The 13,013-nt window shown below is 72.6% G+C and carries 14 protein-coding genes; 9 read left to right on the top strand and 5 right to left on the bottom strand.

Translation table 11 applies throughout. From position 1 onward, the window contains the following. Positions 1-69 precede the first annotated feature (69 nt). Positions 70-885 (bottom strand): TetR/AcrR family transcriptional regulator, encoded by an 816-nt coding sequence (locus tag ACFVX6_RS17735; protein WP_389692417.1) that lies wholly within the window; start codon positions 883-885, stop codon positions 70-72. A gap of 276 nt (positions 886-1,161) precedes the next feature. Here ACFVX6_RS17735 and ACFVX6_RS17730 point away from each other — a divergent pair, with 276 nt between their 5' ends. The 5 genes from ACFVX6_RS17730 to ACFVX6_RS17710 all read left to right on the top strand — a co-directional run bounded on the left by ACFVX6_RS17730 (position 1,162) and on the right by ACFVX6_RS17710 (position 6,700). Continuing rightward, entirely contained in the window at positions 1,162-2,442 is a 1,281-nt protein-coding gene (locus ACFVX6_RS17730; RefSeq protein ID WP_389692415.1) for a M6 family metalloprotease domain-containing protein, read from the top strand. Between the two features lie 157 nt (positions 2,443-2,599). Continuing rightward, positions 2,600-3,532 (top strand): zinc-binding dehydrogenase, encoded by a 933-nt coding sequence (locus tag ACFVX6_RS17725; protein ID WP_389692413.1) that lies wholly within the window; start codon positions 2,600-2,602, stop codon positions 3,530-3,532. Continuing rightward, complete coding sequence (locus ACFVX6_RS17720) at positions 3,529-4,008, top strand: RidA family protein (protein ID WP_389692411.1); 480 nt, start codon at positions 3,529-3,531, stop codon at positions 4,006-4,008. Before ACFVX6_RS17725 ends, ACFVX6_RS17720 begins: the two co-directional genes overlap by 4 nt. A gap of 157 nt (positions 4,009-4,165) precedes the next feature. Continuing rightward, a complete protein-coding gene (locus tag ACFVX6_RS17715; RefSeq protein WP_389692409.1) occupies positions 4,166-5,905 on the top strand; it encodes a PucR family transcriptional regulator in 1,740 nt (579 codons plus the stop codon). Between the two features lie 66 nt (positions 5,906-5,971). After that, positions 5,972-6,700: a tyrosine-protein phosphatase gene (locus ACFVX6_RS17710; protein ID WP_389692407.1), complete on the top strand. Its 729-nt coding sequence runs from the start codon at positions 5,972-5,974 to the stop codon at positions 6,698-6,700. A gap of 19 nt (positions 6,701-6,719) precedes the next feature. Here ACFVX6_RS17710 and ACFVX6_RS17705 read toward each other — a convergent pair whose 3' ends face one another. Beyond that, positions 6,720-7,142 (bottom strand): arsenate reductase ArsC, encoded by a 423-nt coding sequence (locus ACFVX6_RS17705; RefSeq protein ID WP_389692405.1) that lies wholly within the window; start codon positions 7,140-7,142, stop codon positions 6,720-6,722. 96 nt (positions 7,143-7,238) lie between these two features. Between ACFVX6_RS17705 and ACFVX6_RS17700 the strand changes: the two genes are divergently transcribed. Both ACFVX6_RS17700 and arsB read left to right on the top strand, forming a co-directional pair. Next, the gene (locus tag ACFVX6_RS17700; RefSeq protein WP_389692403.1) at positions 7,239-7,550 is read left to right on the top strand and encodes an ArsR/SmtB family transcription factor; all 312 of its coding nucleotides are present in this window, start codon (positions 7,239-7,241) and stop codon (positions 7,548-7,550) included. Further along, the gene (gene arsB / locus ACFVX6_RS17695; RefSeq protein ID WP_389692401.1) at positions 7,550-8,626 is read left to right on the top strand and encodes an ACR3 family arsenite efflux transporter; all 1,077 of its coding nucleotides are present in this window, start codon (positions 7,550-7,552) and stop codon (positions 8,624-8,626) included. The genes ACFVX6_RS17700 and arsB overlap by 1 nt, the downstream gene beginning before the upstream one ends. Before the next feature lie 37 nt (positions 8,627-8,663). Here arsB and ACFVX6_RS17690 read toward each other — a convergent pair whose 3' ends face one another. Together ACFVX6_RS17690 and ACFVX6_RS17685 are read right to left on the bottom strand one after the other, a co-directional pair. Then, positions 8,664-9,158 carry a GNAT family N-acetyltransferase gene (locus ACFVX6_RS17690; RefSeq protein ID WP_389692399.1) on the bottom strand — a complete coding sequence of 165 codons (495 nt, stop codon included), beginning with the start codon at positions 9,156-9,158 and terminating at the stop codon, positions 8,664-8,666. Continuing rightward, entirely contained in the window at positions 9,155-9,520 is a 366-nt protein-coding gene (locus ACFVX6_RS17685; protein WP_389692397.1) for an ArsR/SmtB family transcription factor, read from the bottom strand. Before ACFVX6_RS17685 ends, ACFVX6_RS17690 begins: the two co-directional genes overlap by 4 nt. Positions 9,521-9,644: 124 nt before the next feature. Here ACFVX6_RS17685 and ACFVX6_RS17680 point away from each other — a divergent pair, with 124 nt between their 5' ends. Then, positions 9,645-11,003: an NAD(P)-binding domain-containing protein gene (locus tag ACFVX6_RS17680; RefSeq protein WP_389692395.1), complete on the top strand. Its 1,359-nt coding sequence runs from the start codon at positions 9,645-9,647 to the stop codon at positions 11,001-11,003. Between the two features lie 25 nt (positions 11,004-11,028). On the opposite strand, the gene ACFVX6_RS17675 is transcribed toward ACFVX6_RS17680, so the two are convergent. Then, a complete protein-coding gene (locus ACFVX6_RS17675) occupies positions 11,029-12,231 on the bottom strand; it encodes an IS701 family transposase (RefSeq protein WP_389692393.1) in 1,203 nt (400 codons plus the stop codon). 174 nt (positions 12,232-12,405) lie between these two features. Between ACFVX6_RS17675 and ACFVX6_RS17670 the strand changes: the two genes are divergently transcribed. Then, complete coding sequence (locus ACFVX6_RS17670; protein WP_389692391.1) at positions 12,406-13,011, top strand: TetR family transcriptional regulator; 606 nt, start codon at positions 12,406-12,408, stop codon at positions 13,009-13,011. Positions 13,012-13,013: the final 2 nt, after the last annotated feature.

The following is a 13,013-nucleotide window of genomic DNA, read 5'->3' as shown; positions in this document are numbered from 1 at the left end:
TGGTGCGAGATGACTGAAAAGTGACGATTAGGGAGGTCTTGCGACGCTAAAGGGCGCGACCCGGGGGCGTCACATGGTTTTCCGCCTCAGGTCCGCCAACGTGGTCGCCGAGCCCGGCAGTTCGGAGCGCGCCGGCGCCCTCAACCCGTCGAGGAAGAGCTGCAGATGGCGGTGGACGAACACGCTCGCGTCGAAGCAGCCGGTGCCCGGGAGGGGGCGGCTGAGCTGGGACAGCGCGATCATCAGGTCGCCGACGCCGATGTCCGTGCGCACCAGCCCGGAGGTGCGGCCGGCGGCCAGCAGGGCCTCGATCGTCTCCTCCAAGGCCTCGCGGGAGGCGACCAGTTCGGGGTGGTCGTGGTCGAAGTCGCTGGAGAGCACGGGGCACAGGGCGCCGATCCGCTCGTCCGCCGCCGCGTGCGTGAACCGGCACAGGGCGGCGAAGGCGTCCGGCTCCTCGGCGAGCGAGTCGACGGCCAGAGCGGTCACCCGGTCCAGGCCGAAGAGCACGACGTGGTGGATCAGGGCCGGGCGGTCGGGGAAGTGCCGGTAGAGCGTGGCGTTGCCCACGCCGGCCCGGCGGGCGATCTCGTCGAGGGGGGCGGCGGGGCCGAACTCCACGAGCACGTCGCGGGCGGCGGACAGGATGCGCTCCCGGTTGCGGACGGCGTCGGCGCGCGGGCGCGGGACCGCGTCCGCGCCGGTGCGGGCACGCTTGCCCGCAGCCTTGACCGCCGCCTTGACCTTGCCCGCAGCCGCACCCACGACCGCACACGCACCCGCGCCCGAGGCCGCGACACCCGCGGCCGGAGCCGTGAGGTCGAGGTCGGCCTCCGGGCCCGGTACGGACAGGGCCGCCGGATCGGTGGTGGCGGGGCTCTTCATGGACGACTCCCTGACAGGGTCACGCGTACTTCCGGGTGGGTCGCTCGTTCCGCCCGAAACGGGGAGCGGCTCCCCGGTTCATGGGGACTCTGGTTCAAACGGGGAGAGGGTCCCCGCTTATTTCACTCTCCCGTGTGACCTGGGTCACACCTACCTGGGCCTTTTGATCTCGTTTGGCCTCTTCCGACGCGCGAGCCCGCTCCAGCCGTCGGAGGGTGAGCCCACAGAGCGCAGTCCGGACCCGGCCGGCTGCCGCGGACCCGAAGGCCGATCTCCATGCCGCAGACGCGCCACCGGATACGCAAGCCAAGCCGCACCAGCGTCTTCGTCGGCATCACCGCGCTGGCGCTCGGCATCACGGCGACGGCGAGCGCGGGCATATCCAGTCGCAGCCATTCGGCGGCCGGGCCGGTCGGCGCGACCAGCGCCGAGGCACTGCTCGCGCCCTGCCGGATCTCCGGCGCGATGGGCGTGCAGATGTCCGAGGGGCTGCCGACCGCGCCGGGGTACTCGCGCTCGACCGGCGAGGTCCGCGCACTGAACCTGATGATCGACTTCCCCGACGCCAAGGGCGAGGGCACGGCGACCGACCGGCTGGCGGAGTTCTTCCCGCAGACGTCCGACTGGTTCCGCACCAGCTCCTACGGGCGGCTGACCTACCGGGCCGAGGCGCCGATAAAGAACTGGCTGCGGATGCCGATGCCGTTCGCGGCGTACGGGATCGAGCGGGGTTCCGCGTACGAGCCCGGCTACCGCCAGCTCGTCGAACACATCATCAAGACCTCCGACGCCGAGGTCGATTTCTCCCGATATGACCTGATAAATATCCTCGTCACGCCGAACGCCGGCCCCTCCGCCCTCGACACCGTCCTCTCCGTCACCTTCTCCGGCAACGGCGAGGCCCCGATGGCGGACGGCGTCCCGCTCGCCAACACGTCCTTCGTCTACAGCCGCCAGGACGACGGCTCCGGCTCCTACCGGGAGACCGGCTACCGCGTGCTCCCCCATGAGAACGGGCACGTCTTCGGCCTGCCCGACCTCTACACCGCCGACGGCGGCGGCACGGTGGGGCACTGGGACATCATGAGCGAGGACTGGGGCGCCAACAACGATCTGCTGGGCTGGCACAAGTGGAAGCTGGGCTGGCTCGACAGCAACCAGATCAGCTGCGCCGGGAAGTCCGGCGTCAGCGACCACGTGCTGAGCCCGCTGGCCGTGGAGGGCGGCACCAAGCTGGCCTTCGTCCCCGTCTCGGAGAGCGCCGGGTACGCCGTGGAGGTGCGCACCCGTGCCGGGAACGACGAGGCCGTCTGCAAGCCCGGCGTCCTCATCTACAGGGTGGACTCCGACGTGGACACCGGCCGCGGGCCCGTCACCGTCTCCGACAGCTCCGGCGCGAGCGGGGGCTGCACCCGGCGCTCCAACGTGCACGCGGAGCTCTCGGACGCGCCGTTCCGCCCGGGCGAGAGCTTCACCGACGACAAGTCGGGCATCAGCGTCTCGGTCGTGGGCGAGCTGCGCAACGGCAGCTACCAGGTCCGGGTCACCCGGCCGTGATCGGTGAACCCCGCGGCCGGACGGCCGGACGGGACGAGCAGCGGCTCCAAATGCTGACGCTCGACCCGCCGGATAGCGACCTACGACCCCCCACCGGGCCGGACCCGTTCCCGCATGGTTGGAAACCCAGCCGTGTAACGACGTAGTAAGGAGACGCGTGAAGGCCTTCGCGCTGCGCCGTACCGGCGAGCCGCCCGCCGTGCTGGAACGGCCCGTCCCCCACCCCCGGGCGGGCGAGGTCCTCGTACGCACCACGGCCGCGCTCATCTGCGCCTGGGACGGGCACACCGCCGCCGGGGCGCCCACCGGGCTCGGCCACGAGGCCGTCGGCGTCGTCGAGGCCGTCGGCCCCGGGGTCTGCCCGTCCTACGTCGGCCGACGCGTCGGCGTCGAGGGCCACGGGCGGCTCGCCGAGCTCTTCCGCGCCCCGGCGGCCGGGGCCGGGCTGGTCGCGCTCCCCGACACCATCTCCGACCACCAGGCCCTCTACGCGGCGGGCGCGCTCCCCACCGGCTTCGCCGCCGCCGATGAGTCCGGGCCTCCCCCGGGCGCCAGCGTCGTCGTCTTCGGCCAGGGCGCGGTCGGGCTCGGCGCGACCATCGCGGCAGGCCGGCTGCGCGGGGCCCGCGTCATCGCCGTCGAGCCGGAGATGAAGCGCCAGCGCCTCGCCCTGCGGTTCGGGGCCGACGTGGTGATCGACCCGGCCTACGAGGACACCACCGAGCGGATCATGGAGCTGACCGGCGGCGCCGGCGCCGACCGCGCGATCATGGCGACGGCCGCGCCCGCCGCCGCGAGGGCCGCCCGCGGGGGGCTCTCGGAGAGCGGGAAGATCACGTACGCCCGCTGCCGGCCGCCGCAGAGCAGCGGGGCGCGGCTCGCGCGCGCACTGCACCTGATCGGGGACGGGCTGGTGGACCCGACGGTGATCACCACGCACGAGTTCCCGTTCGACCGGGTCGGGGAGGCCTTCGGGCGGCTCGCCGCGAAGGAGCCGGGCATGATCAAGCCGGTCATCCTCTTCCCGCGTCCGGCCTCCTCCTCGTCCGCACCCTCCTCCGTCGGCAACCACAAGGAGATCCGCCCATGACCAGCACCCCCGAAGAGCGCCTCGCCGCCGCCGGCCTGAAGCTCCCACCGACGCCCTCGCCGGTCGCCGTCTACGTCCCCGCCGTGCAGAGCGGGCACTACGTGTACACCTCCGGCCAGCTCCCGATGGTCGACGGCGCGCTCCCCCTCACCGGGAAGGTCGGTGCCGAGGTCACCCCGGAGCAAGCCAAGGAGCTGGCGCAGCAGTGCGCGCTGAACGCGCTGGCCGCCGTCACCTCCGTCGCCGGGGACCTCTCCGCGGTGAAGCGCGTGGTCAAGGTGGTCGGCTTCGTGGCCAGCGATCCGCACTTCACTGGACAGCCCGGCGTGCTCAACGGCGCGAGCGAGCTGCTGGGCACCGCCTTCGGTGACGCGGGCATCCACGCCCGCAGCGCGGTCGGCGTGAGCGTGCTGCCGCTGGACGCACCCGTCGAGGTGGAGCTCCTCGTCGAACTGCACGCTCCGATGGGCCTCTAGGGGCCGGCGGAGTGTCGGGCAGTCACCGATCCCACGAACCGGGGCGCTCGGACTCACCCCCATTTCCGTGGAATTACCCCAACGTAAAGGCCTGACCTGGGGTTCAGCGGAATTCCGTCGCGATCGGGAACCCGGCGACACATGGCAAAGTGGGATCATGAGGCTGCGTGATCTGCTGTCGTCCGAAGAGGCCCAGGCGCCTGCGGACCTGTGTCTGCTGCGCCTGCTGCGGCTGCCCGGCGGCGAGCGGGACCTCGACCGGCCCGTCCTCGGAACGGTGACCATCGACCTGCCCGACCCCGGGCGCTTCGTGTCCCCGGGCGACTTGGTGCTGTCCGGACTGGCCTGGCACCGTCAGGACGCGGGGACCGGCCAGGATGCGGGGGCCGACCGGTCCGACGCGTTCGTCCGCGTGCTCGTGGAGGCGGGCGCCGTGGCGCTGGGCGCGGGCGAGGCGCAGTTCGGCCACGTCCCCGACGATCTGGTGGAGGCCTGCGCCCGGTACGGGCTGCCGCTGCTCGCGGTGGGCGTGGAGGTGCCGTTCACCTCGGTCACCGAGTACGTGGCGCGCGGCCGCACCGAGGAACGGATCGGCGGTCTCGCCGCGCTCGTCGACCGGCACCGGCGCTTCAGCACCCAACGGCAGGCCGGGGCGGGGGCCGAAGCCCTCCTCGAACTGCTGCTGGCCGAGCTGGACCTGCACGCGCACATCCTCTCCCCGACCGGCCGGCAGATCGCGGGCGCGCAGCCACCGCTGCCGGAGAAGACGGCCTCGGCGCTGGCGGGGCGGTTCCTGGCCGCCGAACGGGCGGGCGAGCGGGCCCCGCACCGTACGGTCGCGCGCGGGACGGCCTTCTCCCTGTTCCCGGTCCGCTCCGGGGCCGGGGACACGGACTCCGCTCCCGGTGCGGCGCTGACCGACTGGCTGATCGCCGTCGAGGCCGACAGTGCCGACTGGAACGACGAACGCGTCGACCTGCTGGACCGGCTCGCGCGGCTGGTCTCGGTGGAGCGCGGCGGCCGCGACACCGACCGCACGATGCGGCGGCGCGCAGCCGAACGGCTGCTGGCGCTGGTCGGCTCGGCCGCCGTCGGGGACGGCGGGCAGGCGCTCCTCGAGGAAGAGGAGGCGGCGGCCCGGCTCACGGCGGGCGACACCGGGGCCGCCGGGGACTCCGGGGACACCGGCTCGGAAGGCCGGCTGCGCTGGCAGGCCGTTTCGGCCCGGCTGGACGCCAAGGGCGCGCACGGTTTCCCCGTAGCGGCGTCCGTACGCGACCTGCTGGAGGAGGTCCTGCTGCATCCGCGCTGCCTGGGGCCGGAAGCCGGTCCGCGGATGGCCGTCACGGCGGCCGGAGACGGGGCCGAGGCCGTCGCCTTCGTGCTCGTCGGGGCGGACACGAAACTGACGCCCGATGCGGTCGTCCGGGTCGCCGGCGGCTCGCTGCCGCGCGGGCTGCGGGCCGGGGAGCGGCTGGCCTTCGGCGTCAGCGACCCGGTGGGCGGGGCCTCGGAACTGCGGCACGCGCTCGCGCAGGCCCGTAACGCCCGTCAGGTCGCGGCGCCTTCGGAACAGGTCGCCGCCCGGGGGCCGGACGATCTCGCCGCGCACGTCATGGCGCTGCTGCCGCTGATCCCGGTCGAGGTCCGGCGGGAGTTCAGCCGCCGGCTGCTGGCCCCGCTGACGGACTACGACCGGCGCTACCGCTCCGACCTGGTGCCCACCCTGCGGTCCTTCCTGGAGCACGACGGCTCTTGGGCGCGCTGCGGAGAGGCACTGCACCTGCACGTGAACTCGCTGCGCTACCGGATCAGCCGCATCGAGGCGCTGACGGGGCGCAACCTGAGCCGGCTCGAGGACAAGATGGACTTCGCCGCGGCCCTGCAGATGGGCTGAGCCCGCCCGGAGTAACCTCTCGGCCCGCAGGAAGATCATCGGAACGGCACCGAGGGGGATCCCCGCATGACCCGCCACATCGAGTTCGAGCGACTGCACAACTTCCGTGACCTGGGGGGCTACCGCACGGAGGACGGCTCCACCGTCGTGTGGGGCGCCCTCTACCGGGCGGACTCCCTCGGCAAGCTCGCGGGCGCCGACTGGGACCGGTTCCTGGACCTCGGCGTGCGTACGGTCATCGACCTGCGCTACCCCTGGGAGATCGAGGCGAAGGGGCGGATACCGGAGCCCGAGCGGTTCACGTACGCCAACCACAGCATCGAGCACCGGCCGTACGACCAGGCCGAGATCGACCCGGACACCGACCCGTGGCGGTTCCTCGCGGACCGGTTCGCCGAGGTCGCCGAGGACGGGGTGGCGGAGATCCGCGCCGCGATCGAGCTGCTCGCCGAGGGCCCGGGACCCGCGGTCTTCCACTGCACCTCGGGCAAGGACCGCACCGGTCTGATCGCCGCTCTCGTCCTGACCCTCCTCGGGGTGGACGAGGAGCAGATCCTCGCGGACTTCGCCCTGACCGAGCTGGCCACGGCCCGGCTGACGGCCGACTGGCACGCCGCCCACCCGGGCCGCACGATGCGCTGGCCCTCGTACGGCCGTGCGCCCGCCGAGATCCTGCGCCTGACCCTGGCCGACCTCGCCACCCGCCACGGCTCGGTCCACTCCTACCTGACGGACGAGGTCGGCATCACGCCGGCGACGACGGCGCGGCTGCGGGACCGGTTCCTGACGCGGTGAGGTCGGGTGCCGGACGCGGTCAGCCCTGCTGCTTCCGCGCGTCGATCTCGGCGACGAGCCCCTCGATCAGGCCCTTGATCTCGTCCCGGATGGGGCGTACGGCCTCGACGCCCTGGCCCGCGGGATCCTCCAACTGCCAGTCCAGGTAGGTCTTGCCGGGGAAGTAGGGGCAGGCGTCCCCGCAGCCCATCGTGATGATGTAGTCGGACGCCTGCGCGGCCTCGGGGGTGAGGACCTTCGGCTTCTGGTCGGAGATGTCGATGCCCAGCTCGGCCATCGCGGCCACCGCGGAGGGGTTGATCCGCTCCCCGGGCAGGGAGCCCGCGGAGCGGACCTCGACGCGGTCTCCGGCGAGGTGGCGCAGGAATCCGGCGGCCATCTGCGACCGGCCCGCGTTGTGGACGCAGACGAACAGCACGGAGGCGAGCGGGGTGGAGGACATCGGCTCTTCCTTCAAAGTCGGCCCGGGTCGATATCAGCACGGGATGATGTCAGCTTTGGGTGATATCAGTCTTGAATGGTGTGACAGTATCAGCGCATGATGACGTCAGCCGCCACTGATCTGCTCCGGGTGATCGCCGACCCGGTCAGGTTCCGGATCGTGACCCTGCTCGCCCGCGAGACCCTCTGCACCACCCACCTCGTGGAGGAGACCGGCGCACGGCAGACGAACCTTTCCAACCACCTGAAGGTGCTGCGGGAAGCGGGGGTCGTCGAGACCGAGCCCTGCGGCCGGTTCATGTACTACAAGCTGAAGCCCGAGGTCATCGAGGCCCTCGCGGAATCCTTCGGCGAGCTGGCCGCCACCGCTCGCACCACCCATGAGACGAACCGGAAGCGAGCCTGCTGATGACCGCGACCGCGACCGTCCACGAGGACGGCCCGATCATCGCCAAGCTCTCCACCCTCGACCGCTTTCTCGCGGTCTGGATCCTGCTGGCCATGACCCTCGGCCTCGGGCTCGGCCGGCTGATCCCCGGCCTGAACGACGCGCTCGCGAAGGTCGAGATCGGCGGCATCTCGCTCCCCATCGCGGTCGGCCTGCTGGTCATGATGTACCCGGTCCTCGCGAAGGTCCGGTACGACAAGCTCGACTCCGTCACCGGCGACCGCAAGCTCATGGCGTCCTCGCTCGTCGTCAACTGGCTCGTCGGCCCGGCCGTGATGTTCGCGCTCGCCTGGATCTTCCTGGCCGATCTGCCCGAGTACCGCACCGGCCTGATCATCGTCGGCCTGGCCCGCTGCATCGCCATGGTCGTCATCTGGAACGACCTCGCCTGCGGCGACCGCGAGGCCGCCGCCGTCCTGGTCGCCCTCAACTCGGTCTTCCAGGTCCTCGCCTTCGGCGTCCTCGGCTGGTTCTACCTCGACCTGCTGCCCGGGTGGCTCGGCCTCGGCGAGGGCGAACACCTCGACATCTCGATGTGGAAGATCGCGCTGAACGTCGTCATCTTCCTCGGCGTCCCGCTCCTCGCCGGCTTCCTCACCCGCCGCATCGGCGAGCAGAAGCTCGGCCGTGACGCGTACGAGTCGAGGTTCCTGCCGAGGATCGGCCCCTGGGCCCTGTACGGCCTGCTCTTCACGATCGTCGTCCTCTTCGCCCTCCAGGGCAGGAACATCACCTCGCAGCCCGTGGACGTGGCCCGCATCGCGCTCCCGCTCCTCGTCTACTTCGCGGTGATGTGGTGCGGCACCTTCGCCCTCGGCAAGGCCATCGGCCTCCCTTACGACCGCACCGCGACGCTTGCCTTCACGGCCGCGGGCAACAACTTCGAGCTGGCCATCGCGGTCGCCATCGCCACCTTCGGCGTCACCAGCGGCCAGGCCCTGTCCGGGGTCGTCGGGCCGCTGATCGAGGTTCCGGTGCTGATCGGGCTGGTCTACGTATCGCTGGCCTGGCGCAAGAGGTTCACGACGGCCGTGTGACCGCGGGTCGCGCGGGCCCCTCGTGGCCCGCGCGGCCTCAGGCGATCCGCGGGCTGCGGCGCTCCAGCAGGACGACGTCGCGCCACACGCCGTGGTGGCGGCCGATGCGCACGCGGGTGCCGATGACCCGGAAGCCGGCCCGCTGGTGCAGGGCCAGGCTCGCGGTGTTCTCGGGGAAGATCCCGCACTGGATCGTCCAGATGCCCGCCGCCTCGGTCGAGGCGATCAGCGCGTCCAGCAGGGCGCGGGCGACGCCGCGGCCCCGGGCGGCGGGGTGGACGTAGACGGAGTGCTCGACCACGCCGGCGTACGCGCACCGGTCCGAGACCTTGGACGCGGCGACCCAGCCGAGCAGCTTCCCGTCCGGGTCGACCGCGGCGAAGCGGTGCTCGGACAGCCTCGCCGCATCGAAGGTCTCCCAGGTGGGGGCCTCGGTCTCGAAGGTGGCGTTGCCCTCGGCGATCCCGGCCCGGTAGATCGCCAGGACCTCGTCCGCGTGCGCAGGGGTCAGCAGCTCGATGCGCAGGCTCATGCCGCGCCCGCCCGGGTCAGCAGGGCGCCCATGGCGGCGAGGACGGCGGGCTCCACGCGGTAGTAGACCCAGGTGCCGCGCCGCTCGGAGGAGAGCAGGCCGGCGTCCTTGAGCTTCTTCAGGTGGTGGGAGACCGTCGGCTGGGAGACGCCCACGTCGGAGATGTCGCACACGCACGCCTCGCCGCCCTCGTGCGAGGCGACGGCGGAGAAGAGGCGCAGGCGCACCGGATCACCGAGGGCCTTGAACATCACCGCGGTCCGCTCGGCCTCCTCGGCCGTCAACGGGCGCTCCGACAGGGGCGGGCAGCAGGCCGTCACGGCCTCCGGATCCAGCAGGGGCAGGGCTTTGGAAAGGGACATGCATGCATCATCCCCAGAAATTAGATGGATGTCTATGTTGACGAACGTCGATACAGGGTGCCAATCTGGAGCCGTCAGGACATCGACGAACGTCGAAGCAGTGAAGCAGCCAGGGGAGCCCGTCGTGAACGCATCCACCGAAACCCTGCCCGTCGTCGTGATCGGAGCCGGCCCGATCGGCCTCGCGGCCGCGGCCCGGCTCGTCGAGCGGGACATCGAGCCCCTCGTACTGGAGGCGGGCCCCGCCGCCGCTTCCGCGGTCCGTACGTGGGCCCACGTACGGCTCTTCTCCACCTGGGGCGAGGTCGTCGACCCGGCCGCCGAGAAGCTCCTCGCCCCCACGGGCTGGGTCAAGCCCGACCCGGCCGCCTACCCCTCCGGCGGGGACTGGGCCGAGCGCTACCTCCAGCCGCTGGCCGACGCCCTCGGCGAGCGCGTCCGCTACGGCGCGACCGTCACCGGAGTCTCCCGCGCCGGCCGCGACCGCATCGTCGACGCCGACCGCGAGGCCCAGCCCTTCGTCGTCCACCACACCGCGGCCGACGGCACCGAGACCCGTGTCTTCGCCCGCGCCGTCATCGACGCCTCCGGCACCTGGTCCAGCCCCGGCCCGGCGGGTGCCAGCGGTCTGCCCGCCCTCGGCGAGCGCGCCGCGGGCGAGCGCGTCTCCTACCGGGTCCCGGACCTCAAGGACCCGGCCGTCCGGGCCCGTTACGCCGGAAAGCGCACCGCCGTGATCGGCTCCGGCGCTTCCGCCTTCACCGCGCTCGCCGGCCTGGCCGACCTCGCGAAGGTGGAGTCCGGCACCCGTGCCGCCTGGATCCTGCGCCGCGGCCTCTCCGGCTCCACCTTCGGCGGCGGCGCAGCCGACCAGCTGCCCGCGCGCGGCGCCCTCGGGCTCGCCGCGAAGGCCGCCGTCGACGACGGCCACGCCGACGCGGTCACCGGCTTCCGCACCGAGGCCGTCGAGCGGGACTCCGCCGGCCGGCTGGTCCTCGTCGGCGAGGACGGCCGCCGCCTCGACGCGGTCGACGAGGTCATCGTCCTGACGGGCTTCCGCCCCGATCTCGCCTTCCTCGGCGAGCTGCGCCTCGGCCTCGACGACCGCCTCCAGGCGCCCAGCGCGCTCGCCCCGCTGATCGACCCCAACCAGCACTCCTGCGGCACCGTCTACCCCCACGGCGCCGCCGAACTCTCCCACCCGGAGAAGGACGTCTACCTCGCCGGCATGAAGTCCTACGGACGCGCCCCCACCTTCCTGGCCATGACCGGCTACGAGCAGGTCCGCTCCATCGCCGCCGCCCTCGCGGGCGACCACGAGGCCGCCGAACGCGTCGAGTTGACCCTCCCCGAGACCGGCGTCTGCGGCGGAGCCGGCCTCTTCGACGAGCCCGCGGCAGCCGAGGAGACCGGCGGCGGCTGCTGCTCCACCCCGGCCACCCTCGCCATCGGCGCCCCCGCCACGGCCTCCGGCGGCTGCTGACGGTGCGACGAACACCCCCGCCGGGTCAGGCGGCTCTGGCGGCCCGGGTCGTGGTGGCGGCCAGGCGCTGGTAGGCGTAGGCCGCCGAGACCAGGGTCATGTGGCGGTGCCAGCCGGGGAACGAGCGGCCCTCGAAGTCCTGGATGCCGTGGTGTTCGCCCATCGCGGCGACCGTGTCGACGGCGCCCTGGAGCAGCTGCGTCAGTGCGAGCAGCTCCTCCATGCGGCGGTGGACGAGATTGGTGAGCCAGATGCGGCCGGGCCGACGGCGGGTGGGTTCCCATTCCGCGAAGAGCAGGCCCGCGGCGACCGTGCGGGTCCCGTCGGGTCGCAGGACGGGGGTCCTGACGGGGACCGACACCACCTGGGCGCGCCGCGGGCGGCCGTCCTGGCCGACCACGGTCGTGATGTGCGGATGCCGGACTCCGCTGCGCAGCAGCTTCTGCCGGGCGGTCTCCACGGCCGGGTGGCCGCCCGTGGCCGTTCCCGCCGAGCGGACGGGTGAGGGGTCGGGCAACAGCTGAAGATCGTCGGCCACGGCGAGTACGAAACCGTGCCCGCTGCCGTTCAGCCGCTCGACGACCGGGCGGGCGTCGGGCGTGGAGCCGACGTCGGCGACGACCGGTGCGGCCACGACCGACGAGTGCGCCGACAGCGCGTCCACCAGGCCCACCGTGTGGGCCCAGTGCGGCCGGAACGGAACCGAGTCGGGCACGCGCGCCCTGCGCCGCGCCTCCGGGTCCTTGGTCCACCGCTCCGGCAAGTGCAGCCTCCACCCGACGGGCAGGTGCTCACGACCTCCGGACAGGAACAGGCCGACGCTGAGCTGGCAGTTGATGGTGCGGTCGAGTTCGGGGACGAACCGCCGGTGCACCCCGACCGAGTGGCTGCCCCGCTTGGGCAGCACCGCCGGGACGACGGTCCACGCCTGCGGGGTGAAGCGACCGTCTATCCAGCGTGCGAGTTCCTGCCGGGTCGCGTTCCAGTCCCAGGGACTGGTGTTCACGAACTGCTGGAGCGATTGCGAGGCGGTGGGGGACGTGGTGACCGTCTCCGCCATGCGGCGCACCGACTTCCTCCCCCGCGTCGCCAGCAGTCCGCGCAGGTAGACCTCGGCCCACTTCATCTGGTCCGTGCGCGGCAGTTGCGCGAACAACTCCTGGCTGAACGCCGAGACCGACGTGCGGTCGCCCGCCGGTCCACGACCGATCACTCCTGTCACGGCCATGGCCGATACCTCCTTCGTCCTCCACGCCGACTCCCGACAACCAGAAGCATAGAGAACGTTCTGTTTTATTTCTCGGTCTCGGTCCTACTTCCTGTAGTCGGTCCCCCGGCGAGCGCCCCGCGCCGCCAGGATGCTCCGGGGGGTGTCCCCGCATGCCCGCAGAGAAAGATCCAGATGATGCAGGAGCGCGCCGCCCGCACACGCAGCGCATTGATCCAGGCTGCGGCCCTGGAGTTCGAGCACCGGGGGTACGAAGGGGCGTCGCTCTCCCGCATCAGCGAGACCGCCCTCACCTCGATCGGCGGGCTGACCTTCCACTTCCGTACGAAGAGGGCCCTGGCCGACTCCGTCCGCTCGGCCTGCCGGGCGAGCACGGCACGGCACGTGACCGAGGCGCTGACGAGCCCGGAGCCGCCGATGGTGGCCCTGGGATCCCTCGTCACGGCGCTGATGCGGCGCCTGGAGACCAGCGTGGAGGCCCGCGCCGCGGCCCGGCTGCGGCGCGAGCGGCTCGACTCCGGGACCACCGGCCGCCCCGAGGCCCACGTATGGGCACCGGCCCTGAAGTCCCTGCTCGCCCGCGCCCACGCGACGGGGAGCCTGCGGGCCGGCGTGGCGCCCGGCGTGGCCGAGGCCCTCATCGTCCGGCTGGTCGAGGGCACCGAGCTGTCCGCCTGCGACCTCCACGGCGGTACGGACACCTGCCCGCACGCGCCGTCGGCCGAGCAGGTGTGGGGGCTGTTGCTGACCGCGATCGCCCGGCCGGGCGCCGGCGCCTGACA

The organism is Streptomyces sp. NPDC058289 (assembly GCF_042880975.1).
GTDB classification, from domain to species: domain Bacteria; phylum Actinomycetota; class Actinomycetes; order Streptomycetales; family Streptomycetaceae; genus Streptomyces; species Streptomyces stoeckheimensis.
The sequence above is the reverse complement of the archived record's forward strand: the minus strand, read 5'-3'. Positions and strand labels throughout refer to the sequence as shown.